Origin of the sequence: Micromonospora zingiberis (assembly GCF_004331455.1) — a bacterium.
In the GTDB taxonomy this organism is placed as follows: Bacteria; Actinomycetota; Actinomycetes; order Mycobacteriales; family Micromonosporaceae; genus Micromonospora; species Micromonospora zingiberis.
In genome coordinates this window covers 170,359-197,357 of the sequence record NZ_SJJR01000004.1, presented here as the reverse complement: position 1 = coordinate 197,357, position 26,999 = coordinate 170,359, and the positions used below count along the sequence as shown (strand labels likewise).

Genomic DNA, 26,999 nt, shown 5'->3' with positions numbered 1-26,999 from the left:
CATGACCGCAGGCCGCCGGCGGACATGGTGCGCGAGGCGGAGGCGTTCGCGGAACGGATGGCGCAGCGCCGCTCCGTACGTGACTTCGCCAGCGATCCGGTGCCCGACGGGGTGATCGAGGCCGCGATCCGGGCCGCCTCGACCGCACCCAGTGGTGCCAACGTCCAGCCGTGGCGGTTCGTCGTGCTGACCGACCCGGCCCGCAAGCGGCGGCTACGCGAGGCGGCGGAGGCCGAGGAGCGCGCGTTCTACGACCGCCGGGCCTCAGCGGAGTGGCTCGATGCGATCGCCGGGCTCGGCACCGACTGGCGGAAGCCGTTCCTGGAGACCGCACCGGCCGTCATCGTCGTGTTCGAGGTACACCAGGGGCCGCACAGCCCGAAGCCGTACTACGTCAAGGAGTCCGTCGGCATCGCGGTCGGCCTACTGATCACCGCGCTGCACCACGCCGGTCTGGTCACGCTGACCCACACGCCCAACCCGATGCGGTTCCTCAACGAGGTGTGTGAGCGCCCGCCGGAGGAGCGCCCGTACGTGGTGATGCCGGTCGGCTATCCCACGCCGGACGCCCAGGTCCCCGACCTGACCCGCAAGCCCCTCGACGAGGTCATGATCCGTCGTTGAGGTCCTTGGTCAGGAACTCCACCAGCGGCTCGACGTGCCGGTCGGGGCGCCGCCACTCGGCCAGCAGATCCTCCAACAGGTGCTGTTCGGCGACCAGTTCCGCGCCCCGGTAGCGCCGGATCACCGGGTGGATGAAGGCGCTCTCCTTGGCCCGGTCGGGGGTCGGGTGCCGCTCGATGGCGAAGACGTCACCGTAGTCGTCGCGGCCCCACCGCAGCGCGAGCGTGTACCACTGGGTGGCGGACGCGAAGCGTTGCACCGCGTAGTCCTCCGGCAGGTCCTCGTAGTGGTGGAAGACGCCGGTCGCGTCGTCGCGTACGAAGACGTCACAGAGGTATTCGAACTGGGTCCACAGTGCCGAACTCCAGTTGACCCGGTCGAGCATCAGCTTGGTCAGCGTCCCGGCGTCGGCCGGGGCCGTCGCGTACGCCAACGGCACGTCGTCGTACCGTTCCCGCAGCATCCGGGTGAAGGTGCGCAGGTTGTACCGGAAGCCGTCGATGAACGGCGACGACGCGTGTTTGACGTCCCGGGCCTGGGCGATGGTGCCGGCGAAGTACAGGCCGTCGACGTTTGTGGACTGCCAGTCGGGGCGTAACCCGGGCATCCGACCGTCCCGCACCATCTCGGGCCGGCACGTCTCGTCGAACATCGAGGTGTCCATCCGGAAGCCGGTGCACCGCAGCACCGTGTGGTAGTCGAGCACGGCGGTCTCACCCTGCGCGTGGGTGTACGTGATCGACACCTGGAACCGCCCGTCGACCGGCCGGATCTCGTCGATGGTGCAGTCGAGCACCGAGTGCAGCGTCTTGAACTGGTAGCTGTCGAGGATCGCGCCGTACTGACCGCGTACGTCCCCGGGGTGTTTGGTGTTCCATGCCAGGCGCAGGGGCTGCCGGCTGGCCAGGTGCACCATGGACGCCCGGCCGAGGATGGCCGAGGCGGTCTCGAAGGCGCTGTTGCCCTTGCCGATGATCAGGACCCGCTTGCCGTCGTACGCCGTGGGTTCGATCTCCATGTCCTCGTACCCGATGGCGTGTTCGATGCCGGCGATGGCCGGCACGAACGGCTGGCCCCAGCCGGTCGCGACGACGAGGCATCGCGCCCGCACCTCACCCCGGCTGGTACGCAGCCGGAAACCGTCGTCGGTCCGGGTGATCCGCTCGACCGTCGTGCCGAACTGGATGTTGAGCTGGTGGACCCGTTGGAACTCGGCGAGGTAGCGCACCAGGTCGTCGGCCGCCGGCAGGTACTCCTGGCTGAAGTTCGGGAACAGCAGTTCCGGGGAGTCGTTGAGCAGCGAGTTCCAGTCCCAGCGCAGCCGGATCTCCGGATCGCTGCTGTCGGTGTGCACCTTGTTCAGCGAGATGAGCCGGCGGTGACGGGGAAACCGCTGGAAGAACCCGCCCGGCGCGTCGCCACTTTCGAGCGTCAGGTAATCGGCACCGTGCTGCTGAAGGTAGTAGCTCAGTTGAACACCGGCGGGCCCCGCCCCGACGACGACGTACCCGTGCTCGTTCTTGACCATCCTGCGGCCCTTCGACGGAGAGACGAATCCATCGACCATGGAATGGACGACGGCGCGTGTCAATGCCACCGCTCGCCGTCACGCGGAACCGGTCCGTGCCGGCAGCCGGGGCGGCGTCGACCCGGGGCGTCACGCTGAGGGCCGTCGATGTTGCCGAAGCGGGTCCAGGCGTGCTGGAATGGCTCATATCGCCGCAGCACGGGGGCAACCGTGCTGGGAAACGGCAAGCACGGGAGCATCGCAGTGCCGGCAGCGCGCCGCTTGGTAGGCGTTCGCGCGCCGGATCGCCGGGCCATCGCCACGACGGCGGGCGCATCTTCCCTGGGCAGTGTCACCGCCGTACGTGTCCCCCCGGCAATTCCATTCAGGGCTGGCCGGGGCGTCCGATGGGGTCTACCAACGCACCAGAACCGGCGACGAGGTGAGAAGCGATCATGGTTTCCCGAGCAGGCATCGCGGGGTGGTACCGGAACCGCTACGTGTGGGTGGCGGCGATCCTGGTGGTGGTCTCGACCGGCACGGCCGTACTGGTCAACTCGGCCGGCGGGGAGGCCGAGCCGGCGGATCTACAGGAGCAGATCATGACCCGGATGCGGGTAACGCTCGAACAGGCCGACCCGGAGCAGCACAACCACGCGGGACACAGCCCTCAGCAGGCGGTAAACGGTGAGCAGACGAAGCCGGCGGTGATCTGCGGGGTCCACGTCTACGGTTACGAACCGTCCGAGGCCAGCACGCTCGCCGACGTGCGGACGGTGTACGGCTTCCACCTCTGCGGTGTCGCCGAGCAGAAGCGCACCTGGGACTGGGCGGTCAAGCTGGCCGGCCCGGTGATCATCGACATGTCCACCGAGCCGATGGGCATCCAGGTGGTCGAGGCGACCGAGGACGTCCGGTTCGTCGACCGGCTGCGGGAGATGTTCCCGCCCAAGTTCGCCGAGCCGGCGCTCAAGGAGGCGCTGGCCCCCTCGGAGATGGCCGACCTACGCCGCCGGTACGACGCCGCGGCCGGCCTGTGACCGGATGACCCGACCGTGCTCGCGCGGCCGTCCCTGCTCGTGGAACGGCCCGCACGTCGGCGACGGTGTCGGGCAGGATGGCGCCATGACCGGCCGCTCGGATCGACGTGACCTCGGTCGGGTTTTCAACGAGGTGCCGGAGCTCTACGACCGAGTCCGGCCGGGATACCCCGACGAGCTGTTCGCGGACCTCGTCGCCGTCACCGGTGTGGACGATGGCTCGCCGGTGCTGGAGGTGGGCTGCGGTACCGGTCAGGCGACGCGGTCGCTGGCGGCGCTGGGGTGTTCGGTGACCGCCGTCGAACCGGGCGCGGGCATGGCCGCACTCGCTCGCCAACGGCTCGCCGCCTTCGACAACGTCACCGTCGAGACGGCTAGGTTCGAGGACTGGGACGACCACGGTGCGCGCTTCGACGTCCTGGTGGCCGCGTCGGCCTGGCACTGGGTCGACCCGTCGACAGGGTGGCGGCGAGCGTACGAGGTGCTGCGTCCTGGCGGCTGGCTGGCGCTGCTCGGCCACGTCGTCGTCCGCCGGCCGGGAGAGCCGGAGGTGTACGCCGAGACCGCCGATCTCCACGAGCACTTCTCTCCCGGGAACCCCGACTGGGGGCATCCACCACGTGCGGACGAGGTACGCCGCACCGACGAGGGTCGGGGACTGGCCGAGGCGTCCGGCGACCTGTTCGGCCCCACCATCGTTCGCTGGTACCCGACCACTCAGTGGTTCGACGGGGACGGCTTCGCCGATCTGCTTCGCTCGACCTCGCCATATCGCCGGCTCGACCGCGACGTCCGTGAGCCGCTGCTCGACGCCGTTGCCGAGCGCATCCGCACCCGGATGGGCGACCGGGTGGCACGCTGTTACCTGACGTTCCTGCGTGCTGGGCAGCGCGCCGAACGGGCTCAGGGGTAGCCGGCTCGGTGCCCCGCCGGCTCGGTGCCGGTGTGCCGTCAGCGGAGAAACAGCAGGTTGACGATCGCGGCGGTGCCGATGACGACGATGAGGGCGCGCAGGAGGGTCGACGGCAGCCGCCTGCCGACGCGGGCGCCGACGATACCGCCGACGGTGGCGCCGCTGGCGATGAGCGCGACCGCGAGCCAGTCGATCGAGTTCCACGCCACCAGCATGAACACGATCGCGGCGATCAGGTTGACCGTCATCACCAGCAGGTTCTTGAGGGCGTTGAGTGACTGCATGGATTCGGTCGTGAGAATGCTCAACAGCCCGACGACGAGGATGCCCTGGGCGGCGCCGAAGTAGCCACCGTAGATCCCGAGTACGAGGACGCCGCCGACGATGCCGCCCAGGCGGCCGGTGGAGATCGTGCTCGCCCGACCTGCCGGGTCGGCGTGGCGCGCCGCTCGGCGTTGCACGAGCGGCCCGGCCACGACCATCAGGACTCCGCCGGCGATGAGCACGGGCACGATGGTGTCGAATGCCTCGGCCGGCAGCACGAGCAGGGCGAGCGAACCGCCGACCCCGCCGACGATGGAGGCGGGTAGCAGGATCCGCGCCAGGCTGCGGTTCTGGCGCAGTTCACGCCGGTACCCGATGGTGCCGGAGAGGCTTCCGCCGACCAGGCCGATGGTGTTGGAGATGTTCGCGACCAGCGGTGGGTAGCCACACAGCAGGAGAACGGGGAAGGAGACCAGGGTGCCCGATCCCACCACGACGTTGATCATCCCGGCCCAGAAGCCCGCGCCGAGGATCGCCACCCACTCCCACCAGGCCCCCGCCGACTGGCTGAGACCTGTTGCCGCGACCATCATCGGCTGGCGGCGGGATACCGGCGTCGGCCGGCGGCCACCGGCAGATCCACCGATACCCCCGTGAACCCACCCGCCGCTTCATGATCCATGTCGGGCAACCTACCAGCACCCGGACGACAGTTCGATCGGCCTGGATGTCTGCCGGCGGACGGCCGCAACCCCGCCCACACACGGTTACCCTCCGCAGGCCGAGGGCTCCGGTGTTCGTCGGAATGCGTGAAGAGCCCTGGCCGTTCGGCCAGGGCTCTCGCACACGCCGCCCTACGCGGGGGAAATAGCTTCCGCGAAGTCGTAGAGGCTCTTGATGTCGTCGTCGAAGTACGGGCCGTCGAATTGACCGTTACCCGGATTGTCGCCGTGACTCACGACACTGTTAATGAACCCGTAACCGGTTGCGTCGTTGTATTCCTGGAGCCAGGGTCCGCCACTGGAACCGTAGGTCATGTTGCACCACATTCGGATCTGCTGGCCGCCGGCATTCCAGGTGGTGCCTTGGCAGTAGTACTGGCTTTCCCCGCCGCCGAGATTCGACGGGTAGCCGAGCGCCGTCACCGAAACGCTGTATCCCCAGTTCCAGCGCAGGCCGTGACCGCCGACCGTGTCGACGACCTTGAGTCCCCAGGAGCCGCCGTTGTTCATGACGGCGATGCCCATGTCCTCGGCGTAGCTGCTGCTGTTGATCCACGCGGTGCGGGTGTTCAGGCTGGACGCCACGAAGGTGCCGAACGGCCGGGCGCCGTTGCGGTACCGCGGGACGAACTGCCAGTTGCTGTACCACTGTCCACCGGCACCCTGGTGCACGCAGTGGCCAGCGGTCACCACGAGCCGCCGCTTGCCGCTGGCGACCGTACTGGCCGAGCAGGAGGCGGTGGCACCGTTGGGCATGGTGAAGTAGACCTTGCCGACCGCCAGCGACTCGTTGACCAGCGTGCTGACGTCATCGCCGGTCACCGCCGCCCGCGGCGCCATGGGCGCGACCGTGCCCGCCGGCCCGGTGGGCTTCGGCGCGCGGCTCGGCGACTCGACGGCTCCGCCGGGCCGGGCGAAGGTCAGGTCGACGGCGGAGGCCATCCGCTCCGGCGTCCAGAACTCGGCGACCTCCTTGGCAATCTTGTCGTTGGTGATCGCGCGACCGTCACTGGTACGCGCGACGGTGCTGGTGTTGCCGTTGTTCTCGATTGTCGTGGGATTTGCATTGGCGGCCGGTGCGCCCCCCAGGACTAGCGCTGCCGATAGTCCAGCCATCGCAGTCCAACGCAGGGTTAATTTCAAGAGGACCTCCCTAGTCCTTGGTCTCCACAACGGAGCGACTCGAAGCATATTGATTGACAATCGTTGATCGCAATGAAAAGAGCGTGTCGGATCACGGGCACCTCAACAACACGCCACGACCTGGGCGTACGCATCATTCGGTCGCCACAATTTGCCCTGCAACCAGCGCTTTGACGCAAAGCCGTCACAGCTTTGACTCAATTGACGCACGTCACTCTATGGCGCGTAGTCGGCGAGCCAGCGGAGGCGACCCGCCCGCCAGCGCTCAGCGCGACGGGTCGACGAGAGCACGCCGTCCACATGGCCGACCGCCCGCCGGTTGATCAACTCCGCTTCGGCGGAGTGGTGGACTTGCGACGCCCGGGACACCGCCATGTCACCGCAACGGCGAGCTGTACCTCGCTCTGCCCGGATCGGCGCCGTCGGCCCTGGCCGTGGGTAATCCAGGTCAGTTCCAGGAAGCATTGACATATCGATTGTTACCGTCTGCCCACCGACCTTCGAAGGGGGAATTCGGTGACGGTCCTCTCGCCGGCGGCGGGTCCTCGGCCGGATCGCCGGCTCCGCACGGCACTACCCGCCACCGCGCTGCTGGTGCTCGCGGGCCTGGTGGCCGCCGCCACGGTCGTCGTACACCGGAGCACCGGCCGGTTCTGGGGAGACCTCGCCGTCTACCGGACGGCCGCGATCGCCGCCGCCGGTGGCGACGGGCGGCTCTACGACGCCACCCACCAGGGTGCGGACGGTATCGTGCTGGGCTTCACGTACCCGCCGTTCGCCGCCCTGCTCCTGCAACCGCTGGCCTACGTCAGCGCCACGACCGGCATCGGGATCTGGTCGATGGCCACGGTCGTCGCGCTGGCGGCCGTGGTGCGCGCGGCGCTGCGGGCCGCTGGCGCGGGTACCGGCGCCGCTGCCGTTCTGCTCGGCACGATCGCGGTGCTGCCGGTCTTCCCGGTCGCCGGTCACCTCCAGGTCGGCCAGGTGGGCATCTTCCTGATGCTGATCGTGTTGCTGGACCTGACCGGCGACCCGGACAGCCGCTGGCGTGGGCTGGGGGTGGGCATCGCCGCCGGGATCAAGCTGACTCCGCTGATCTTCGTGGGGTACCTGCTCTGCCTACGCCGGTGGCGCGCGGCCGGGGTGGCGACGGCCGGGTTTCTCGCCACCGCCGGGCTCGGCTACGCGTGGCGGCCCGTCGACTCGGTCCGGTTCTGGGGTGGCGGGCTACTCGACACCGCCCGGGTCACCGGCGACCCCCGAACTGTGCTGAACCAGTCGCTGCACGGCGCGCTGGCCCGGCTCGGCGACACCGCCGACGTACGTGCCGTCTGGCTGCCGCTGGCGGTGCTGACGGCGTTGGCCGGGATCGTGGTCGCGGTCCGCTGTGTCCGCGCCGGTGACCAGTTTCTCGGCGTGCTGGCCTGCGCGACGACCGGCCTACTCGTGTCGCCGGTCTCCTGGCACCACCACTGGGTGTGGTGCGTACCCGCCCTGGTGCTGCTGGTGGTGCGCGGCCGGCGGGCCGGGGACCGGGTCGCCGTCGGTGCCGGCGCGCTGCTCTGGGTCGGCTTCGTGGCCAGCGCCGCCTGGACCCTCATCGGGCTGCGCGGCACCGATCTGCACTTCCGGGGCGTGGAGTTGCTGCACACCAACCTGTACGTGCTGGTCGGGTTCGCGGCGCTGGGCTGGCTGGCGCTGCGCCCGAGCGGCGGACGGGCCGGCGGCGACGGTACCGAGGGGTGGGTCCGGTGAGGGTGTCGGTGGTGGTGCCCAACTACAACAAGGAACGGACCCTGCGCGACTGTCTGTCGGCGGTCTACGCCCAGACCGTACCGCCGGCCGAGGTGATCGTCGTCGACGACGCGAGCACCGACCGGTCCCGGCGGATCGCGGCCGAGTTCCCCTGTACCGTGCTGGCCTTCCCGGTCAACCGGGGAGTGTCGGCGGCCCGCAACGCCGGTGCCGCCCAGGCGACCGGTGACGTGTTGTTCTTCGTCGACTCGGACATCGCCCTGGCACCCGACGCCCTGGCGGTCGCGGTCCGCACCCTCGCCGCGTACCCGGACTGCGGTGTCGTGCAGGGCATCTACGATCTGCGCCCGCTCTACGACGACGGCCCGGTCGAGGCGTACAAGACGTTGTTCGAGCACTTCTGGCGACGTCGGGCGGCCGGGCTGACGACGACCACGATGTTCGCGCTCACCGCCGTGCCCAAGGCGGTCTTCGACCTGGTCGGCGGCTTCGACGAGCGGCTACGCGACGCCGAGGACGTGGAGTTCGGCACCCGGCTGCCGCAGCGCTACGCGATCCGGGTCAGCGCCGAGATGGTCGGTCGCCACGACGACGTGGACCGGCTGCGGCCGTACCTGTCGGAGTTGTTCCGCCGCGCGGTGACGTACGCCGGTGCGGTCGTCGCCGGGCGCTGGGAACGTCCGGCCGCCGGTGCGGGCGGCGAGGCGCGGACCCCGCACCGGGTCGACCTCGGGTCGGTGGTCGGCATGGTCTCCAGTGGGCTGACCGTGGGCACCGCGCCGCTGATCCTGCTGTCACCCTGGCTGGCCGCCCTGCCGGTGACCCTGGTCGGCGCCGCCATCGTGGCGGACCGGGAGTTGCTGGCGTTCGCGTTGCGGCACCGTGGCCCGCGCTTCCTGCTCTACGCCGCCGGCCTGCGGTGGCTGACTCACCTGACGGAGTTCGTCGGGATGGGGCTGGGGGTGTCCGGCGCGCTGCTGCGGCGGGTCCGCGCGGTGGGGTCCCGGCCGGTCACCGTGGCGTCGCGCCGATGAAGGGCCGCTGGTGGCGGCTGGTCAACCGCGCGTTCACCGTCGTCTTCGTGGTCGCCCTGACCGTCGGCCTGGTGCTGTTCGTACGCGCCCAGGACTGGGCGCCGGTGGCGGAGTTGGCCGGCCAACTCGACCCGTGGCGGGTGGGAGCCGCGCTGGTCGGCGCCCTGCTGATCAACGCCATCGGGTTGCTGTTGGGGCTGGCCTCCTGGCGGGCGCTCTTCGTCGACCTCGGTGCGCCGGTCGACCGGTGGACCGCGTACCGGCTGTTCTTCGTGGGGTTCCTGGCCAAGTTCGTCCCCGGCCGCTTCGTCGCCCTGCCGGTGCTGCTGCGGATGGGCAAGGAGATCGAGGTGGGGCCGGTCCGGCTGGCCGGGGTGTTCCTGCTCAGCTGGGCGGTGGTGGCGATGACCGGGATGACGGTCGCGTTGGCGGCCGGGCCGGCGCTGCTGTCCGGCGCCACCTGGTGGCTGCTGCTCGCCACGGTCCCGCTGGTCGTGCTGGTGGTCCGCCCGGAGCTGTTCAACCGTGGGCTCGCCTGGGCGGCCCGGTTGCTGCGCCGCCCGCCACCGCAGGTCGCCGCCTCCCCGTCCGGCCTGCGGCGGGCCATCGCCGCCCAGTCACTGTCCTGGGTCGTCTCCGGGCATCACCTGTGGCTGCTCGCGGTGGCCGCCGGCGCACCGCCCGTGCGGTCGTACCTGATCTGCGTGGCGGGGTTCGCCGCCGCCACCGTCGCCGGCCTGGCGGTGGTGGTCGCCCCGGACGGCCTGGGGGTACGCGAGGCGGTGCTGATGATCGGGCTGGCCACCGTGCTGCCGGTGGCCGTGGCCACCCCGGTGGTGCTGATCAGCCGGCTGGTCTGCGCCCTCAGCGAGGTGGCCGTCGGCGGCGGTGGCCTGCTGCTGGCCCAGTACCTGCACACCCGTCGGCGCCGGCTCGACCGGCGCGTCGACGCCGGGCCGCGACAAGACCCGGTCGAGCGGCCGACACCGGTCGGCTGACCGGGCCCCGCCAGCATTTACGACCGCCGGATCGCCACGGCGGCAGAGAGAGGTCGGTGACATCGTGTCGAAGCTGAGGACGATGGCGGGTCGGGTCGGCGCGCCCGTCCGGGCGCTGGTGCGGCGCAGCCCACGGCTGAACGCGGCCCTCTGGGACGTCCAGTACGCGCTGGGTCTCTGGGGCTACCTCGACGAGACCGGCGACGGCGGCGTGCCGCTGTCCCTGATCGAGACGTGGGCACCGCACCCGAGGATCCTCGACCTGGGCTGTGGCACCAGCGCCAACCTCGCCCTCTCGCGCGGCCGGTACCGGCACTACCACGGGGTGGACATCAGCCGCCGGGCGATCGAGACGGCCCGGTCGCTCGACCGGGCGGACGCGTCGTACGCGGTGGCCGACATCCGGACATACGTCCCACCGGACCGGTACGACGCCATCCTGCTGCGCGAGGTCATCTACTACCTCTCGGTGGCGGAGGCGGCGGATCTGCTGCGCCGGTTGCCGGGGCTGCTCACCACCCGGGGCCGGATCCTCGTGCAGATCTACGACGTGCAGCGGTCCCGGGAGTTCGTGGCGGTGATCCGGGGCTGCGGGCTCGACGTCACCACCTGGCAGCCGCCGGAGGCCGGCGAGGCCGGCCCCGGTGCCTTCTTCGTCCTCACCCCCGCCGCCGTCGCCGGGCCGTGACCGCCACTCAGACCGGGACCCGCCGCTCCCACCACGGCCACACCGTCACCGGTTCGCTGCGCAGCAGCCGGCGGTGCAGATCCTGGAGGCGGTGTCCCGGTTCCACGCCGAGCCGGTCGGCCAGTGTGGTCCGGGCGTCCTGGAAGGCGGTGAGCGCCTCCGCCCGCCGGGAGGTCTGCCCGAGCGCGATGAGCAGCAGCTCCCACAGCCGCTCCCGCATCGGGTGCTCGGCCAGCATCCAGCGCAGTTCGGCGACCACGTTCTCGATGTCACCGAGCAGGAGCCGGACCCCGGTCATCTCCTCCAGCACGTCCTGGCGCAGCTCGGCCAGCCGGATGCGTTCGGCCTCGGCCAGCGGCCCGGTGGCCTCGTGCAACGCCCGACCGGACCAGCGGGTGAGACCCCGCTGGAACAGGTAGAGCGACCGGGGCAGGTCCGCCTGGGAGCGGGCGGCGCGGGCGCCCCGCACGTCCTGTTCGAAGCGGATGGTGTCCACCGCGTCGGCCGGGATGTCGAGGGTGTAACCCGGTCGGGTGGAGCGGAGCACCCGGGCCAGGGCCGGCCGGTGGCCGGGCGGTTCGAGCGCTCGGCGCAGCCGGCCGATATAGGTGTGCACCATGTTCTCCACCGAGTCGGGCCGCCGGCCGACCCAGATCGCCTCGACGATCTGGGCGACCGACATCACCATGCCGCTGCGCATCGCCAACACCGCGAGGACTTCCCGTTGCCGAGGCGTGCCCAGGTACAGCAGAGTGTCGCCCCGGCAGGCCCGCACCGGCCCCAGGAGCAGTATGGACAGTTCATCTTGCGCCATCAGGTGTCTCTCCCACCCAGCTCGGCCGGGGTGTCACGACCCGGCTCGGCACTTTCTCGACGGCTCTGTCCGGGCTCCGGGCACCCACGGCGTCGGGGGCGGATCGGCGGGACCGGTGAGTCGACGGATTGACGTGTGATCGGCGTCCGACGTGCCCAGGAGGCCATGGCGGCGTCCACGGCGGCTACCGCTGGTCCGCGACGGTGACGAAGCGCAGCCCACGCGCGGTCAGTCGCGGCAGCACCTCGGCCAGGGCCGCGATGGTCTGCGAGCGGTCACCGCCGCCGTCGTGACAGAGCACGATCTGCCCGGGCCGGGTCCGCGACAGGGTCCGAACGATCCGGGGGACGCCGGGACTACGCCAGTCGCTGGGATTGACCGTCCAGTCGACCGGGGTGAGGCCGAGTGCGGCGGTGGTCCGCAGGACCGTCGGCGACCAGTTGCCGCCGGGCGCGCGGAACAGCCGCGGGGTGACCCCGACGGCGTCTTCGATCTCACGTTGGGTGTGCTCGATCTGCGTCCGGAGTTCGTGCCGGGTGAGCGCGGCGAACGGCTGCGGATGCGACATCGAGTGGTTTCCGATCAGGTGACCGGCGGCCTGCACCTGGCGGGCCAGGTCCGGCCGCTCCCGCACCCGGTCACCGATGAGGAAGAAGGTGGCCCGTACGCCGTGCCGGTCCAGCAGGTCGAGCAGCGGCGGGGTCCACCTCGGGTGCGGGCCGTCGTCGACGGTGAGCGCGATCTCCTCGCCGGCCAGGCCGAAGGCGGGCCAGTGCGGGCCGCCGGGCGTGGGACGGCGGCGCAGCGCCTGCCCACCACGGTAGGCGAAGAGCAGGTAGTGCAGTGCCTGGGCGTGCAGGTGCGAACAGAGCCGGGCAGGTCCTCGTCGGCCGTTCATCGGGACGTCTTCGCGGTGGTCGCCCGGGTCGGTCCGAAGTCACGGTCGGCGAGGTGACGCAAGCCGCCCACCACGGCTCCGGTGACGACGGCGAGCTGGACCAGCAGGTGCACGCCGAAGAAGAAGCCGGTGAACGCGGGCCCCCGCCGACGCAGGACGAACCGCAGCAGGCCGGGTTCGGCGACCATGAACAGCCCGAAGAACAGCAGGGACAGCACCGGCCAGCCGCCGGTGAGCAGCGCCGTCGGCAGGGCTGCCGGCACCAGCGTCGCGGTGAGCAGGCCGGCCATGGTGTTGGCGCGGATCCCGGCCGGCCCGCGTTCGGCCAGGGCCACCGGGATCAGCAGCTGTGAGCGGCGGAACTGCTTGCGCAGCAGTGCGCCGAGCCGGCTGTCGTCGTCGTGCCGGCAGACCACCGTGTCGGTTAGGACGATGCCGTACCGGTCGCCCATCCGGTCGCCGAGTTCGACGTCCTCGGAGGCGCGCAGCTTCTCGTCGAAGAGGCCGACCGTGGTGAACACCTCGCGCCGGATGAGGCAGACCGCGAAGAGGGTGGTGCGTACCCGCCCGACGTTGCGCAGCCGCCAGTAGTGCCCGTGCACCAGCCGGTACGCCTCGACGGGGCCGTCGTCGATCAGTGGTTCGAGCGCGTAGATGCCGTGTACGCAGGCGACGTCCGGTTGGTCGCGGAGGATGGCGAGGGCGTTGCCCAACGCGTCCGGTTCCGGTGCGCAGTCGGAGTCGAGGAAGAAGATCAGCTCGCCGGTGCTGGCCTGGATGCCACGGTTGCGGGCAGCGGCGGGCCCGGCGTTGCGGTCGGTGACCAGCAGCCGGCACGGAAACCGTTGGGCGACCGCGCGGGTGTCGTCGGTGCTGGCGTCGTCGACGACGATGACCTCGGTCACCGGGTGTCGTTGCCGGTGGATCGCCTCGAGGCACGCCCCCAGGGTCTTCGAGCTGTTGTGGGTGGGAACGATGACCGACACCGTCGGCGGCATGACGAGCACCTCAACGGGGGGTTGGATAATGCGCGAAGGAATTGACCGGCAGCAATTGTGTTGCGCCTTGACCAAGCTATCGAGCGGCACCCCGCCACGCAAGGGTTGCCTTGCGTAGTCAAGGTTGCGTCCAGCGCCGGTTCAGGAAAGATCGCGGGCCAATAGATAGCGTCGCGACATGCCCAATCTCGTCAGTATCGAGGAATGCGAGCGGTTCACCGTTCGTGAGGTGCACGACCTCTATCGGCAGTACGTGAACGCGAGCCAGGTCAATCTGATGACGTCGTTCGGGTTCGGCCGGGATTTGGTGGACAGCGCCGAGGGCGCCTACCTGGTCCTACGGGACGGCCGACGCATCCTCGACCTCACCGGCGGGGTCGGGGTACTCAACCACGGCCACAACCATCCACGGATCGTGGCGGCCCGGCAACGGTTCGCCGAGCGCCGGCGGATGGAAGTACACAAGACGTACTTTTCTCCCTATCTCGCGGCGCTCGGCCACAACCTGGCCCAGCTGTTGCCCGGCGACCTCTCCATGTCGTTTTTGCCCAACTCCGGGGCCGAGGCGGTCGAGGGCGCGGTGAAGCTCGCGTACAAATACCACGGCGGTCGCCGCGGAACCATCCTTCGCGCGGACTGCGGTTTCCACGGGAAGTTGCTCGGTTCCGGTGGACTCACCGGACAGCCACACTTCAACTTTCCGACAATTCCGGGAATCGTCCCATTCACGTACGGGGATCTGGATTCCGTCCGGTCGGCTATCGAGCAGCATCCGGGCGACGTGTATGCCCTCATCGTCGAACCGTTCAGCGCCTCCACCATTCAGTGGTGCGACGAAGATTTCCTTCGTGGGGTACGCGATCTGTGCGACCGGCACGACATCGTGCTCATCTTCGACGAGATCTACACCGGTTGGGGCAAGACGGGCAGCCTCTTCTACTTCATGCGCTATCCGGATCTGATACCGGACGTGCTCACCACGAGCAAATCCTTCGGCGGCGGCAAGTCGTCCATATCGGCCTTCGTGGCTCGCAAGCCGGTGTTCCGCCGGGCGTACGACAACCTCACCGACGCGCTGCTCCAGAGCACCAGCACCACCTACTACGGCATGGGCGAGGAGTGCGTCACCGCCATCGAGGCCATCAACATCGTGGTGGAGGACGACTACCCGGCGCGGGCGCGGGCACTGGAGCGGGTCCTCGAACCCGCCCTCAACCGGCTGGCCAAGGAACACCCGGAGGCGGTCGGTCGGGTGGCCGGTGCCGGGGCGCTCTGGGGCGTACACATCGACGGCGGGCCGAAGATCCTCGACCTGGTGGCCCGGCTCGCCCCGGCGGGGATGGCCCGCGACCCCCGGTTCAAGGCGAAGCTGGTGACCTGCGCCGTCATCAACGCGCTCTACCGGGACCACGACATCTTCACCTACTACACGCTCAACGGCCTCAACCCGCTGGTCATCGGCCCCTCGCTGGTCACCGAGCCGGCCGACGCGCAGCGCGCGGTGGACGCCCTCGACGAGGTGCTCGGCCAGGGGCTGACCCGGCTGGTCACCCGGTTCGTCGCGCAGAAGGTGGGGTCGCTGTGGTGATCACGATCACCGGCGCCGCCGGGATGCTCGGCTCCCGGCTCGCCGAACGCCTCGCCGCCGACGGCCACCAGGTCCACGGCGTCGACCTCCGGCCCGAGACCACGGTCAGCCACGTCGGGGACATCCGCGACGGCAGTCTGCTGGACCGGGCCTTCGCCGACGCCAGCGTCGTGATCCACTGCGCGGCGGCGCTGCCCAGCTACCCCGCCGACCAGATCCGGTCGATCACCGTCGACGGGACGCGCAGCGTGTTCGACGCGGCGCGACGGGCCCGGGTGGCCCGGGTCCTGCACGTCTCCTCGACGGCCGTCTACGGGCTGCCGAAACAGGTGCCCACCCCGGAGGAGCATCCGCGCAGACCGGTCGACACCTACAGCGCGGCCAAGGCCGCCGCCGAGGAGATCGCCGAGCGGCACCGCGCCGACGGCCTGCCGGTGGCGGTGCTGCGCCCCAAGACCTTCCTCGGCCCCGGACGGATGGGCCTGTTCGCCATGCTCTTCGAGTGGGCCGAGGAGGGCCGCAACTTCCCGGTCCTCGGGCGTGGCGACGTCCGGATCCAGATGTTCGCCGTGGACGACCTCGTGGACGCGGTGGTCACCGTCCTGCATGCCCCCGACGACGTCGCCAACGACACGTACAACCTCGCCGCCGAGCGCTTCGGCACCCTGCGGGAGGATTTCCAGGCCGTCCTGGATGCCGCCGGCCACGGCCGGCGGGTGGTCTCGCTGCCCGCCCGGCCGGCGCTCGCCGCACTCAGCCTGCTGGAACGCAGCCGCCTCTCCCCCGTCTACGGCCGGCTGCTGCACAAGCTGATGGCCGACTCGTACGTCAGCATCGACAAGGCCCGGCACCGGCTGGGTTTCCGCCCGAAACTGTCCAACCAGGACGCCATCCTGCGTACCTACGAATGGTGGCGGGTCGAGCGGCTCCGCGACCAACCGGCCCGCGACGGCCGGACCAGCCGTGACCCCTGGCGGCAGGGTGCCCTGGCCGCCACGAGAATCTTCTTCTGACGGGGCCACGATGACCGCCGCCGAGACCGTGGTGGAGCCGATCGCCCCGGTCACCCCCAAACGCGTCGCACGCCTGCCGCTGCTGCTGCGCCACCTGCTCGCCCTCGCCCGACCGGGCCATGTCGTCAAGAACCTGTTCGCCGTGCCGCTGGCCCTGGTGGACACCCCGGTCTGGACCACCACGGCGCTGTGGCGGTGCGCCTGGGCGGTGGCCGCCTTCACGCTCGCCTCCTCGGTGATCTACGTCGTCAACGACATCGCCGACCGTCACCTGGACCGGGCCCATCCGCAGAAACGACACCGCCCGATCGCCGCCGGGCACGTCCCGGTCCCGGTGGCCTGGGCGTACGCGGGCCTGCTCGCCGCCGTGCTGGTCGCACTGACCGTCGGCGGTCCGGCGATGGACTGGTGGCCGCTGCTCGCCTACCTGGCCCTGAGCACCGCCTACAGCCGCTGGCTCAAGCACCTGCCGCTGCTGGACGTCTGCGTGGTCTCCACCGGCTTCGTGCTGCGGGTCCTACAGGGCTACGCCGCCACCGAAACGGTGCCCTCCAGCCTGCTGCTGACCGCGGTGTTCAGCGGCTGCCTGGTACTCATCCTCGGCAAACGCCGACACGAACTGGCCGCCCTGGGTACCCCGCACCGACCCGCCCTGCACGGATACAACCTGCTGCTCGCCGACCACCTGCTCGGCCTCACCACGACCCTGACCGGCACCACCTTCCTGCTCTACCTGCACATCGACGCGCCGATCGACGCCTACCCGCCGATCGTCCTGGTGCTCGTCGTACCGCTCGGGCTGCTGGCCGCGTTCCGGTACCTGCAGGCGGTACTCGTGCTGCGTACCGGCGGCGACCCGATCCGGATCCTGCTGCGCGACCGGACGATCGTCGGGTGCGCCGTCCTGGTCGGTGTCGTGCTGGCCGTGGCACAGATCAACGCCCGTTATCCACACCTGCTGACCTGGACGGAAAGATGAGCCCTCCCCTGGTGTCGGTCATCGTGCCGAACTACAACTACGCCCGCGCGCTGCACCTCTGCCTCGACTCCCTGCGGGCGCAGACGTACCCGCAACTGGAAATCATCGTGGTGGACGACTGCAGCACCGACGACTCGGTCACGGTCGCCGAGGCCCACGGGGCACGGGTCGTGCGTACGCCGAGCAACAGCGGCCCGGCCGCGGCCCGCAACCTTGGTGCGGCGGTCGCGTCGGGCGAGATCCTGTTCTTCGTCGACTCCGACGTGGCGGCCCGCCCCGACGCGGTCGCCAACGCGGTCGACCTGCTCACCGCCGACCCGGCGATCGGCGCGGTCTGCGGCAACTACGACCCGGTGCCGCTGATCCGGGACAGCCTGCTGGAGGAGTACCGCTGCCTCCAGCAGTCCTACTGGCTGATCGCCGACGAGGGCCGGATCATGACGCTGTACACCGCGCTGCTGGCCATCCCGGCCCGGGTGTTCCACGAGATCGGCCCCTTCAACCCCCGACTGCGGGAGACCGAGAACGCCGACTACGGCATGCGGCTCGCGCAGCGTTACGAGATCCTGCTCTCCCCCCGGGTGCGCGGCGTGCACGACCACGACCACGAACTCGGGGTGCTGGTCCGCAAGGTGTTCACCCGTACGGCTCTGCACATCCCGATGTACGCGAGCAAGCCGGAGTTCCCCGGCGGGCTGCGCAGCGGCCCCCGCGCCTGGGTCAGCATCGCCGCCGGACTGGCCCTGCTCGCCCTCGTACTGCCGGTGCTGCTCGGCCCGGCGTTCCTGCTGGTGCCGCTGGCCGCGTTCGCCGCCTTCGTCGCCGGTGATCTGCCGATGTACCGGTTCGTCCGGGCCGAACGTGGCTGGGTGTTTCTGGTCTACTTCGTTGCGATGCACTTCTTCCTGAACCTGGTCATCGCGGTCGCCGCGGCCTCCGGCGTGGTCGCCTGGCTGACCTCACGCCGATTCCGTCGGCTCTACGACCGCCCGGAGGTCGCCACCCGATGAACGCCCTTCCCCTGGTCTCGGTGATCGTGCCCAACTACAACTACGCCGAGTCCCTGGATCTCTGCCTGCGGTCGATCCTCGACCAGACCTACCCGAACATCGAGTTGCTGATGGTCGACGACTGCAGCACCGACCAGTCCGTCGCGGTGGCCGAGGCGCTCGGCGTCCGCGTGGTCAGCACCGGCGCGAACGGCGGCTGCGGCACCGCCCGCAACGTCGGCGCCGCGCACACCCAGGGCGAGCTGATCTGCTACGTCGACTCCGACCTGGCGCTGGCGCCGGACGCGATCGCCAACGCGGTACGGATCCTCCAGGCGGATGCCGCCATCGGTGCGGTCTGCGGCATCCAGGACGCCGAGCCGTTGCTCCACGACACCGTGGTCTCCCGCTACCGTGGGCTCCAGTACCACTACTGGTCGATCAGCTCGGAAGGCGACGTGTCGTTCCTCTTCCCCGCCGTGTGCATGATCAGACGGGCCGTGTACGACGAGATCGGGCCGTTCAACCCGGCCCTGCGGCAGACCGAGGAGGTCGACTACGGCTACCGGCTGACCCGGCGGTACCGGATGCTGCTCACCTCCGAGGTGCGCGGGCGACACGACCACGACCACGAGTTGCGCGGGCTGCTGCGCAAGCTGTTCCACCGGGGACGGCTCAGAATTCCGCTGTACGCGCGGGCCCGGCGCTTCGGCAAGGGCTTCGAGACCGCCTCCCGCGCCTGGGGCAGTCTCGCCGCCTTCTTCAGCCTGCCGGCGCTGGCGCTGCCGGTCCTGGTCGGCCCCGCCGGGCTGGTCCTGCCGGCCGGGTTGCTCGCCGCCTCACTGGCCTTCGACGCCGGGATGTACCGATTCGTCCTGCGCCGTCACGGGCTGCTGTCCCTGGTCGGCTTCGCCGGGCTGCAGTTCGTGGTCAACGTGACGATCACGGCCGGGGTGGCCACCGGCGCGGTGCAGTGGCTGCTGTCCCGGCCGTTCCGGCAGCTCTACGACGCCTCGTTCCCGGTCGACGGCAACCGCCAGTGGAAGTCGGCGTGACGACAGCCGCCCCGGCTGACACCGCCGCCGACCAGACGTCGCCCGCCCCACCGGCGCGGCGGCGCTGGCCGGCGGCGGTCCTGGTCGGCGGCGCCGCGCTCTGGCTCGCGTTCACCGCCGCGCACCTGGTCCTCAGCGGCCGGTGGTGGCTCTGGCTCGCGGTGGACACCGTGCCACCGCCGGCCTTCCTCCTGGTGCCCCTGGTGCTGGGCGTCGGCGCGGCGGTGAGCCGGCGGCGCCGCACCGTGGCGCTGCTCGCCGCCGTCGGGCTGCTGCTCGGCGCCGGACTCAGCGGCGTGAACATCCGCTGGTGGCAGGGCGGGGACGGTGAGCCACCGGTCGACGCGCTGCGGGTGTTCTCCTGGAACACCGGCTACTGGGACTCCGGCGGCGAGACCGAGGAGTTGTACCGGGTCCTGCGGGACGCCGACGCCGACGTCTACCTGTTGCAGGAGTACTGGTACGAGCGGGGTCGGCCGACCGAGGCGACCCTCGACCGGCTACGCGCCGAGTTCCCCGGGTTCCAGGTGGTGGTCCTCGGTGAGCTGGTGACCCTCTCCCGCGTACCGGTGCTGCGGCAGGTGCCGGTGGAGCCGGTCGGGCTACCGCCGGCGGTCGCCGAGGCCGGCGACGAGTGGCGCTACAAGACGCTCCGTACCGACCTGGACGTCGGCGGTGGGCGGGTGCTGTCGGCGTACAACGTGCACCTGCCGGTACAGATCTCGCCCGAGCACGGCCTGCTCGACGGCGACTTCTACCGGATCATGCGTGGGCAGCACGCCCAGCGGGAGCCGCAGTGGCGGGCGCTGGCCCGTGACGTCCGCGACAATCCGCACCCGGTGCTGCTCGCCGGGGACCTGAACACCACACCGGCAATGGGTGACCTGCGTAAGCTGCCGGACGGGCTGCGCGACGCCAGTTACGCCATGCCGTCGCTCTACCCGGCGAGCTGGGCACATCGTCCCGGCTGGCCGTATGGGTGGCGGCTCGACTGGGCGTTCGTCTCGCCCCAGGTGCGGGTGCACTCGTACCACTTCGGCGACGGGCGTGGCGCCTCCGACCACCGGCCGCAGCAGCTGTCGGTGTCGCTGCCCGGCCGGAACTGATGCCACCAAGATCGCTAATATTCCCTCCTCGGAGCTGGTGCTATACGGTCGGGGGGTGAAAACCGAGCGCCACTGGTGGAATGGCAACCGCACCGTGCGAGGGCGTCGCGACGTGTACATCCGAACGGATGGCGAGTCGTGGGAGGTGGAGGCCCGAGCCGGCGGCGATGCCGGCCGATCCAAGATCTACCCGTGCCCCGGCCGACAGTCGGCGGAGATCCTGGCCCGGGCCTGGATGGACGAGCAGAGTCGGTGGCAGGTGGTGACGCCCTGATCGGTCGGCGCCGATGCCTGGTCACCCCAGACCGGCGGGCACCGTGATCCGGCAGCGGGTTCGAGTAGACTGGCGGCACGGCCCGCCCAGCATGGCGGCCGGGTTCGATGTCCCACGCCACGCGCCGCGGCCGAAAACGGTCAGCGCCGGGCGGGACGTCCCTTCGACGTTCGGAGCCTCCATGGCGGCACGCCGCCCACGCCAGACCATCTCGTCCGACACCATCACCTTCGCCGACCTCGGCGTGCCCGACGCGCTGAACCGCGTGCTGGCCGCGACCGGGGTGCAGCGGCCCTTCCCCATCCAGGCCGCGACCCTGCCCGACGCGCTCGCCGGGCGGGACGTGCTCGGCCGGGGGCGCACCGGTTCGGGCAAGACCTACGCCTTCGTGCTGGCGGTGCTGACCCGCCTGGCCGCCACCGCCACGCCCCGGCGGGCCGGGCGTCCCCGGGCGCTGATCCTCGCCCCCACCCGGGAGCTGGCCGCCCAGATCGACAGCGTGATGGCGCCGCTGGCACAGGCGCTGTCGCTACGCACGATGACGATCTTCGGTGGCGTCGCCGCCCGGCCCCAGATCGCCGGGCTGCGCGCCGGAGTCGACGTGCTGGTGGCCTGCCCGGGCCGGCTCGCCGACCATGTCGACTCGGGCCACGCCCACCTGGACGCCGTCGAGATCACCGTGCTCGACGAGGCCGACCACATGGCCGACCTCGGCTTCCTGCCCACCGTACGGCGGCTGCTGGAGCAGACCCCGCGTGGCGGGCAGCGGCTGCTCTTCTCCGCCACCCTGGACGCGGGCGTCGATGTCCTGGTGCGGCGGTTCCTCACCGATCCGGCCGTGCACAGCGTCGACTCGACGCTGTCGCCGGTCACCGCGATGGCGCACCATGTGCTGCACGTCCACACCGACGACCGGTTCGCCGTGCTGGTCGAACTGACCGCCGCGCCGGGCCGCACGGTGGTGTTCACACGCACCAAGCGGGGGGCCAAAACGCTCACCCGCCGGCTGGTCGCGGCCGGGGTGACCGCCGTCGAACTGCATGGCAACCTGGCCCAGGCCGCGCGCACCAGGAACCTGCAGGCGTTCTCCGACGGGCAGGCACACACGCTGGTCGCCACCGACATCGCGGCGCGGGGCATCCACGTCGACGACGTGGCCCTCGTCGTGCACGCCGACCCGCCGGTGGAGCACAAGGCGTACCTGCACCGCTCGGGCCGTACCGCCCGGGCCGGCGCGGCGGGCACCGTCGTCACGCTGATGACCGACGGGCAGGTGCCCGAGGTACGGGAACTGACCCGCAAGGCGGGCATCAAGGCGACCACCACCCGGCTGCGCCCGGGCGACGCCCTGCTCCGCGAACTCGCCCCGGGAGAACGCACGCTGGTCCCCCAGCCGGCGCCACCGGCCACCGACTCCCGCCGATCGGCGCCGGCCACCGGATCGCGCCGCGAAGCTCAGGCCACCGGATCGCGCCGCGGAACGCAGGGCACCGGGTCCCGGTCCGAGGCGCAGCCTGCCCACGGCGGGCGGGGCCGACGCGGCGGCAAGGCGGCACCGACCACCTCGACCCGATCCGCACCGACGCGATCCGGTGCGGCGGCCTTTTCCGCCCGGGCGCGGCCGGGCGCTCGCCGCGGCGGGCACTGACCCGGGCTTCGCACCGGCTCGACCGCGACGTCGACCGGCAGCCCGACGGCGTCCTCCACCGGGTCGCCGCCGGTGCGGATCGACGTGGCGGGGCTAGCGAGCAGGAATGGCGGACGCCCGCAGTGCCGCGGCCAGCCACTCGTACGGGAACCGCTCCGGTGACGCGTCGTTGACGGCGCAGACCAGGGCCATGTACCGGTCGAACGGTCCCTCCGGATCCGGCGGCGTGCGGTCCCATTCCGCGCCCGCCAACATGTGGTCGGCGGTCTGGATCCGGAACTCGGGCGTGTCCGGTATCCCGGGGCTGTCCGGTGTCGCGAAGATGCCGGTCAGCCACCCGATCCACCGGTCGGCGATCTCCCGACCCTGCGGCGAGTCCGGCGGCACCTGCTCCCGCGCCGCGTCCATCGCCGCCTGGCCGATCGGCGTGCCCGCCTCGAAGCTGTCCAGCATCGACGACGAACTCATCAGCGGGCCGACTCCGGTGTTGCAGGCCTCGTACAGCTCACGGCGCACGGCCTGCCGGACCTCGGTGTCCTGGGCCAACTCGGCCAGCTCGATCCACGCCTCCAGTTGGGCCGCGGTGGGATGTTCGGGCAGCTGCGGCCGGGCCGCCCGCCACCACTCGACCATCCGCTCCGGCGGCTCCCAGCCAGCGGAAACCTCGGTCCAGAACTCGTCGATCAGCCGGTCGCGCTCCTCGTCCGGCATGCCGGCCAGCTTGTGCATCAACGTGACCTGCTCGGCCGTGGAGCCCTGACGCAGGATGGCCGACAGCACGGCGCGGCGGCTGCGCAGCCGTGCCTCCTGCCGGGACAGCAGGGCCAGGTGGGTGTCGGCCAGTTCGCGCAGCGTCGCCTCGCCGGCCAGCACCCGCCGGATCTCGTCCAGGCCGGCGCCGAGTTCCCGTAGCGTCCGCACCAGTTCCAGCCGGGCGATGGCCGACACGTCGTACCGGCGGTGGCCGGCCGGGGTGCTGGCGGCCGGCGTGACGACACCGGCGTCCGCGTAGTACCGGATGGCACTGACGCTGAGGCCGGTCCGCCGGGCGACATCCCCGATGACGTACAACTCGTTCGTGTCCACGACGCCCACTATGCGATCTCAAGCGGCTTGAGATGCAAGCCCGCGTGCGCGCCGGTCCATTGTCGTTGCGCGCGGACCGGCTTGGCGTCAGGCCCACACCGCCGCCACGGTCGCTTGCCGCCGGGGGGGCTTCGTGGGCGAGACTGGTGGGATGCTGACGAGGCAGTCGCGTCCCGGGATGCCTACGCCGCGCAGCGTGCTGACGCATCCGGTGGTCTGGTCGATTCCGGTGATGGCCCTGCTGGCCTGGATCTCCATGCCAATCAACGACGAACTCTACGAGTTCTGGGTCAACTACGACCCGCAGGGTGACGCGCAGCAGCAGGAATCGTTGCACGCCACCCGGATCTTCCGGTACACGTCGGGGGTGCTCGGCGGACAACTGCTGGCCCTGTTGGCCGGCGCCGCCCTGGCCCGCCGCCATTCCCAGGCGACCGCCCTGGCGGTCGCGGCGCCGCTCGGGGTGCTGCTGGCCGGGGTCACCGTGCTGGTGGCGTACCCGCTCGCCCGGGCACGGGAGGCCGGCCACCGCGTCGGCCCGGCGTACGACGACCCGGTGCTGGTCCGGGTGCTCCTGCACGAGCTTGCCGGTTATCCGCTGCTCGCCGCCGCCGGGGTCGGCCTGGGGATCCTGCTGGCCGGCCGCCGGACCAGCCAGCGCGGCGCGCTGCTGATCCTGCTCGGATTGATCTGGTACGCCGCGATGCAGGTCGGACTGGCCCAGGACGACGAGTTCGGCGGGCCGTCCTGGCTGTTGTGGGCGGTCCCACCGATCGCGGCGGGCACGGCGGTCGCGCTCGCCGGCCTGGCGCTGGACGTGTGGTCCGATCCCCCGCTGCTGGTCGGCGACGGGGGAAGCAGCGCCGGGATCGCCCTGCTGGTGGGCGCCGGGGCGTACGCGCTCGGGCTGAACCTGCTCGGTGTCCTGGTCGGTCGGCGCCGGCGCCGACCGACCAGGACACCGCCACCCGAATCCGCAGCAGATTCCTGAGCGGCCGGGTGCCGGTCGCGCCGCGACCCGGGACGGGCCCGGCCGCAGCCGAGACCCGTCCCGGGCCGTCATCGGAGGATCAGCCGACCCTGATCGGGGCCAGGTCGAACCGGTCGAGGTTCGGCGCCCACTGGCTGTCCAGGGTGGGCATGCAGGGCGTCGGGCAGCCCGCTGCCGTGGCGCCGTTGGCCGGGTCGTTGAACATGGTGATGGTGTTGGTGCCGGCCTTGAGGGTCACCGGCACGCCACGCGCCCACCAGTTGCCCCAGGACCAGGTGTTCTTGAACCAGTACCGGGCAGCGTCCCCGTCGTTGACGACGAGGTCGACCGGCCGGGAGATGATGTCGGCGTTGTAGACGTGGCCGGTGTCCCGCTCGTCGTTGGAGTAGTGCACCACGAGCATGTACTCACCGGCCTGGTCCACGTCGACCTGGAACGACAGCCGGTTCTGCGGCCCCTGGCCGACCCAACCGACGTACCGCCCACCCGAGGCGTACCCGTGGCTCTCCACCCTGGCCGAGCCGGCCAGCGTGGTCGCCTCGGCCTCCACCGTCCGCACCGCCGGGGCGTTCGTGGCCCGGGTGACGCTGAGCCGGTCGAGGCGTACCGGGGTGTTGGCGGCCGGTTCCACGGTCACCCGGTTCACTCCGGCGGAGAGGAAGAGGCGGTGCCGGTCGGTCTTGAAGAACGCGCCACCGCCGGGGTTGGCCCGGAGCACGGCGCCGTCGACCGGACGCCGGTCGAGCCCGATGTTCGCGGTGACCGACCCGGGGCGTCCCGGGCTGTTGTGCCGGAACTCCAGGTCGTAGTAGCCGTCCTCCTCGGCGTACACCGAGAACATCGCCTCGCCACCACGCTTGAGGGTGAGGTGACCCGCCCCCGACTGCTGCTGGTGGCCGTACTCGTAGGTCACGTCGCCCTTGGTCTGGGACCGCTCGGCCTCGTAGTCGCGGGTGACGACCGCGCCGGAGAGCCGTTCCAGGTCGATCCGGTCCAGCGTCGCCTGGGCGACCGCCGTGCCCAGCTCGGGGTGGGACTTGGCCAGCCGGATCTGGTTCTCCCCGGCCCGGAGCTGGACCACCACGTCCTTGCGGGTGCGCCACTGGAAATTCAGCGTGGCCTGGTAGGTGACGAACTGGGCCTGGCCACCGTTGACGGTGAGCGCCTGCTGGGAGGGCTGACCGGTCTGGTTGCCGTAGAGGATGCTCAGCTTGTAGTCACCGGCCTCGGGCACCTCCACGTCGAAGGTGACCGCGCTGGTGTTCTGGGTGAGGTTGCCGACGTGCCGGCTGCCCGAGGTGGCGGCCGCGTTCCAGTTCGCCGGGGTGCCGAAGGTCTGGATCGTGCCCGCCGTGACCGTCGCCGACTCCGCCTCGTACGAGGCCCGCCAGGGCAGGTCGACCGACTGGCGGGTGCCAGCACCGCCGGGCGACAGCACGATCTCGTACGCCGCCATCAGGTCGACGTTCCGCGCGCCGTCACCGTGGAAGCCGAGCCCCCGGATCGGGATCACCAACGAGCCGTTCTCCGGGGTGAGGTCCTCGTCGCGGAGCACGACCGGCGGCGGGGCGTCGGAGTTCTGCCCGCTCCAGGTGGTCGCGGCGACCGTCACGTTGACCTTGTCACCGAACAGTTCCCGGTCGATGTTGTCGATCACGACGTCGAAGTCGGTAGCCGTGCCGCCGCCGGCGATGACCCGGGCCTGACGGCGGGTGTCGTCGATGGCGCCGATGGCTTCCAGCTTGTCGATGGTGGTGGCGGGCGGTGGGGTCACCTTGACGGTGTCGGCGCCGGCCAGGTCGGCGTACATCTTGTAGAACCACCAGCCGCCGCCGGGCTTGTTGGTCTCCACGACGTCCCCGCCGAGCAGGCCGGCGGCGGTCCAGTACGCCTTGCCGCCCGCGTCGACCTTGGCCTCCTCGAACATCGCGACGTACTGGAGGAGCTGGCCGGGCACGGTGAGGTCCCGGTTGCCGCCGTACTCGTTGATGTTGATCGGGATCGGCGCGATGCCGCGCTCCCGCTCCATCCTCCGGTAGGTCTCGTAGTTGGTGCGGAAGTAGTTGCCGTGCTGCGGGTCCAGGCCGGTGGAGTCGAGCTGGTGCCAGGAGACGAAGTCGGGCAGCACGTCGTTGTCCCGGGCGAAGGTGAGGAAGTCACCGTAGAAGCGTTCCCGGAACAGCGCGTCGTTGGTGCCCATCACCCGGGCGCCCTGGTGGTGCTCACGGATGTACTCGACCGCGGTCTTCCAGTGGCTGAGCAACGCGTCCCGACGCTGCTGGTACTGGACGGGGTTGCCGGTGGAGGTGCCGTACCAGATGAAGTCCGGCTCGTTGAACGGCACGTAGACGATCTTGTCGGCGTGCGGGTGCTTGGAGACCTGGTCGACCACCCAGGCCAGCTTCTCCATGTAGTTGTCGAAGCAGACCTGGTTGCAGGGGATGACTCCGCCGACGTTCTCGTACGTCCACTGGGCGTACATGTCCTGGACGTTGATCTGGATGTACTCACCGCCGGTGCGGAAGAACGGCTCCGCCACCACCAGGGCGTCGCCGTTGGGGTGCTGGGCGCCGGCGGGTGGCTTCTGGTTGACGGTGGTCAACCGCAGCGGCTCCAGGGTGTTGTCGCTCGGCACCCCCTCGTCGCTGAGCCCGTACAGGGCGCCACTGGCGGCGCCCAGGAACTCCCCGGTGCGCTCACCGAGGTCCACGACGATCTGCGGGGCGGCCTGCTGTTCCTGGGCCTGGGCGGGGACGGTCGCCACCGACGCCGCGGTGACGAGGGCGAACGCGGTGACGATCGCCGGTACGGCTTTCCGTGTCGGCAGTGGTGTGCGTGATCTGGCCATGCTTCTCCTCCTGCTCTACGAGTG

Annotated in this window: 24 protein-coding genes; 16 read left to right on the top strand and 8 right to left on the bottom strand. The window is 70.8% G+C overall.

Annotated features, from left to right (window positions below; translation table 11 throughout):
- The first annotated feature begins 24 nt into the window (after positions 1–24).
- Positions 25–624: a nitroreductase family protein gene (locus E0H26_RS08555; protein ID WP_131303191.1), complete on the top strand. Its 600-nt coding sequence runs from the start codon at positions 25–27 to the stop codon at positions 622–624.
- Here the strand turns inward: E0H26_RS08555 and E0H26_RS08550 are convergent.
- Positions 608–2,152 (bottom strand): NAD(P)-binding domain-containing protein, encoded by a 1,545-nt coding sequence (locus E0H26_RS08550; protein ID WP_131302947.1) that lies wholly within the window; start codon positions 2,150–2,152, stop codon positions 608–610. The genes E0H26_RS08555 and E0H26_RS08550 overlap by 17 nt on opposite strands.
- Before the next feature lie 434 nt (positions 2,153–2,586).
- Between E0H26_RS08550 and E0H26_RS08545 the strand changes: the two genes are divergently transcribed.
- Together E0H26_RS08545 and E0H26_RS08540 are read left to right on the top strand one after the other, a co-directional pair.
- Positions 2,587–3,171 carry a hypothetical protein gene (locus E0H26_RS08545; RefSeq protein ID WP_131302945.1) on the top strand — a complete coding sequence of 195 codons (585 nt, stop codon included), beginning with the start codon at positions 2,587–2,589 and terminating at the stop codon, positions 3,169–3,171.
- Between the two features lie 85 nt (positions 3,172–3,256).
- A complete protein-coding gene (locus E0H26_RS08540; RefSeq protein WP_131302943.1) occupies positions 3,257–4,084 on the top strand; it encodes a class I SAM-dependent methyltransferase in 828 nt (275 codons plus the stop codon).
- Between the two features lie 38 nt (positions 4,085–4,122).
- On the opposite strand, the gene E0H26_RS08535 is transcribed toward E0H26_RS08540, so the two are convergent.
- Both E0H26_RS08535 and E0H26_RS08530 read right to left on the bottom strand, forming a co-directional pair.
- Positions 4,123–4,887, bottom strand: coding sequence for a sulfite exporter TauE/SafE family protein (locus E0H26_RS08535; RefSeq protein ID WP_206024958.1), 765 nt, complete (start codon positions 4,885–4,887; stop codon positions 4,123–4,125).
- Positions 4,888–5,202: 315 nt separating this feature from the next.
- Positions 5,203–6,186, bottom strand: a complete 984-nt coding sequence (locus E0H26_RS08530; RefSeq protein WP_240742071.1) for a trypsin-like serine peptidase — start codon at positions 6,184–6,186, stop codon at positions 5,203–5,205.
- 543 nt (positions 6,187–6,729) lie between these two features.
- Between E0H26_RS08530 and E0H26_RS08525 the strand changes: the two genes are divergently transcribed.
- From E0H26_RS08525 to E0H26_RS08515, 4 genes are all read left to right on the top strand, one after another.
- Entirely contained in the window at positions 6,730–7,968 is a 1,239-nt protein-coding gene (locus E0H26_RS08525; protein WP_131302939.1) for a glycosyltransferase 87 family protein, read from the top strand.
- The gene (locus E0H26_RS29790; RefSeq protein WP_240742070.1) at positions 7,965–9,002 is read left to right on the top strand and encodes a glycosyltransferase family 2 protein; all 1,038 of its coding nucleotides are present in this window, start codon (positions 7,965–7,967) and stop codon (positions 9,000–9,002) included. Before E0H26_RS08525 ends, E0H26_RS29790 begins: the two co-directional genes overlap by 4 nt.
- A complete protein-coding gene (locus tag E0H26_RS29785) occupies positions 8,999–10,000 on the top strand; it encodes a lysylphosphatidylglycerol synthase domain-containing protein (protein ID WP_240742069.1) in 1,002 nt (333 codons plus the stop codon). Before E0H26_RS29790 ends, E0H26_RS29785 begins: the two co-directional genes overlap by 4 nt.
- A gap of 64 nt (positions 10,001–10,064) precedes the next feature.
- Entirely contained in the window at positions 10,065–10,688 is a 624-nt protein-coding gene (locus E0H26_RS08515; RefSeq protein ID WP_131302937.1) for a class I SAM-dependent methyltransferase, read from the top strand.
- A gap of 7 nt (positions 10,689–10,695) precedes the next feature.
- Here the strand turns inward: E0H26_RS08515 and E0H26_RS08510 are convergent, their stop codons facing one another.
- The 3 genes from E0H26_RS08510 to E0H26_RS08500 form a co-directional block, all read right to left on the bottom strand.
- Positions 10,696–11,502, bottom strand: coding sequence for an AfsR/SARP family transcriptional regulator (locus E0H26_RS08510; protein WP_131302935.1), 807 nt, complete (start codon positions 11,500–11,502; stop codon positions 10,696–10,698).
- 184 nt (positions 11,503–11,686) lie between these two features.
- Positions 11,687–12,400, bottom strand: a complete 714-nt coding sequence (locus tag E0H26_RS08505) for a polysaccharide deacetylase family protein (protein ID WP_131302933.1) — start codon at positions 12,398–12,400, stop codon at positions 11,687–11,689.
- The gene (locus E0H26_RS08500) at positions 12,397–13,398 is read right to left on the bottom strand and encodes a glycosyltransferase family 2 protein (protein ID WP_240742068.1); all 1,002 of its coding nucleotides are present in this window, start codon (positions 13,396–13,398) and stop codon (positions 12,397–12,399) included. Before E0H26_RS08500 ends, E0H26_RS08505 begins: the two co-directional genes overlap by 4 nt.
- A gap of 277 nt (positions 13,399–13,675) precedes the next feature.
- On the opposite strand from E0H26_RS08500, the gene E0H26_RS08495 reads away from it, so the two are divergent.
- The 8 genes from E0H26_RS08495 (at position 13,676) to E0H26_RS08460 (ending at position 22,050) form a co-directional block, all read left to right on the top strand.
- A complete protein-coding gene (locus tag E0H26_RS08495) occupies positions 13,676–14,986 on the top strand; it encodes an aspartate aminotransferase family protein (protein ID WP_131303189.1) in 1,311 nt (436 codons plus the stop codon).
- Complete coding sequence (locus E0H26_RS08490) at positions 14,980–15,999, top strand: NAD-dependent epimerase/dehydratase family protein (RefSeq protein WP_131302928.1); 1,020 nt, start codon at positions 14,980–14,982, stop codon at positions 15,997–15,999. The genes E0H26_RS08495 and E0H26_RS08490 overlap by 7 nt, the downstream gene beginning before the upstream one ends.
- A gap of 10 nt (positions 16,000–16,009) precedes the next feature.
- On the top strand, positions 16,010–16,978 hold the full coding sequence (locus E0H26_RS08485; RefSeq protein WP_131302926.1) for a UbiA prenyltransferase family protein: 969 nt from the start codon (positions 16,010–16,012) through the stop codon (positions 16,976–16,978).
- The gene (locus E0H26_RS08480; RefSeq protein WP_131302924.1) at positions 16,975–17,988 is read left to right on the top strand and encodes a glycosyltransferase family 2 protein; all 1,014 of its coding nucleotides are present in this window, start codon (positions 16,975–16,977) and stop codon (positions 17,986–17,988) included. Before E0H26_RS08485 ends, E0H26_RS08480 begins: the two co-directional genes overlap by 4 nt.
- A complete protein-coding gene (locus E0H26_RS08475) occupies positions 17,985–19,022 on the top strand; it encodes a glycosyltransferase family 2 protein (protein WP_131302922.1) in 1,038 nt (345 codons plus the stop codon). Before E0H26_RS08480 ends, E0H26_RS08475 begins: the two co-directional genes overlap by 4 nt.
- Positions 19,019–20,128 (top strand): endonuclease/exonuclease/phosphatase family protein, encoded by a 1,110-nt coding sequence (locus E0H26_RS08470; RefSeq protein WP_165521786.1) that lies wholly within the window; start codon positions 19,019–19,021, stop codon positions 20,126–20,128. The genes E0H26_RS08475 and E0H26_RS08470 overlap by 4 nt, the downstream gene beginning before the upstream one ends.
- Positions 20,129–20,240: 112 nt before the next feature.
- The gene (locus tag E0H26_RS08465; RefSeq protein ID WP_240742067.1) at positions 20,241–20,402 is read left to right on the top strand and encodes a hypothetical protein; all 162 of its coding nucleotides are present in this window, start codon (positions 20,241–20,243) and stop codon (positions 20,400–20,402) included.
- 181 nt (positions 20,403–20,583) lie between these two features.
- Entirely contained in the window at positions 20,584–22,050 is a 1,467-nt protein-coding gene (locus E0H26_RS08460) for a DEAD/DEAH box helicase (RefSeq protein WP_131302916.1), read from the top strand.
- 93 nt (positions 22,051–22,143) lie between these two features.
- Here the strand turns inward: E0H26_RS08460 and E0H26_RS08455 are convergent, their stop codons facing one another.
- The gene (locus E0H26_RS08455; RefSeq protein ID WP_131302914.1) at positions 22,144–23,136 is read right to left on the bottom strand and encodes a MerR family transcriptional regulator; all 993 of its coding nucleotides are present in this window, start codon (positions 23,134–23,136) and stop codon (positions 22,144–22,146) included.
- A 178-nt stretch (positions 23,137–23,314) separates the two neighbouring features.
- Here E0H26_RS08455 and E0H26_RS08450 point away from each other — a divergent pair, with 178 nt between their 5' ends.
- A complete protein-coding gene (locus E0H26_RS08450) occupies positions 23,315–24,127 on the top strand; it encodes a hypothetical protein (protein ID WP_165521785.1) in 813 nt (270 codons plus the stop codon).
- Positions 24,128–24,206: 79 nt separating this feature from the next.
- Here E0H26_RS08450 and E0H26_RS08445 read toward each other — a convergent pair whose 3' ends face one another.
- Positions 24,207–26,975 carry a CBM35 domain-containing protein gene (locus tag E0H26_RS08445; RefSeq protein ID WP_131302910.1) on the bottom strand — a complete coding sequence of 923 codons (2,769 nt, stop codon included), beginning with the start codon at positions 26,973–26,975 and terminating at the stop codon, positions 24,207–24,209.
- Between the last annotated feature and the right edge of the window lie 24 nt (positions 26,976–26,999).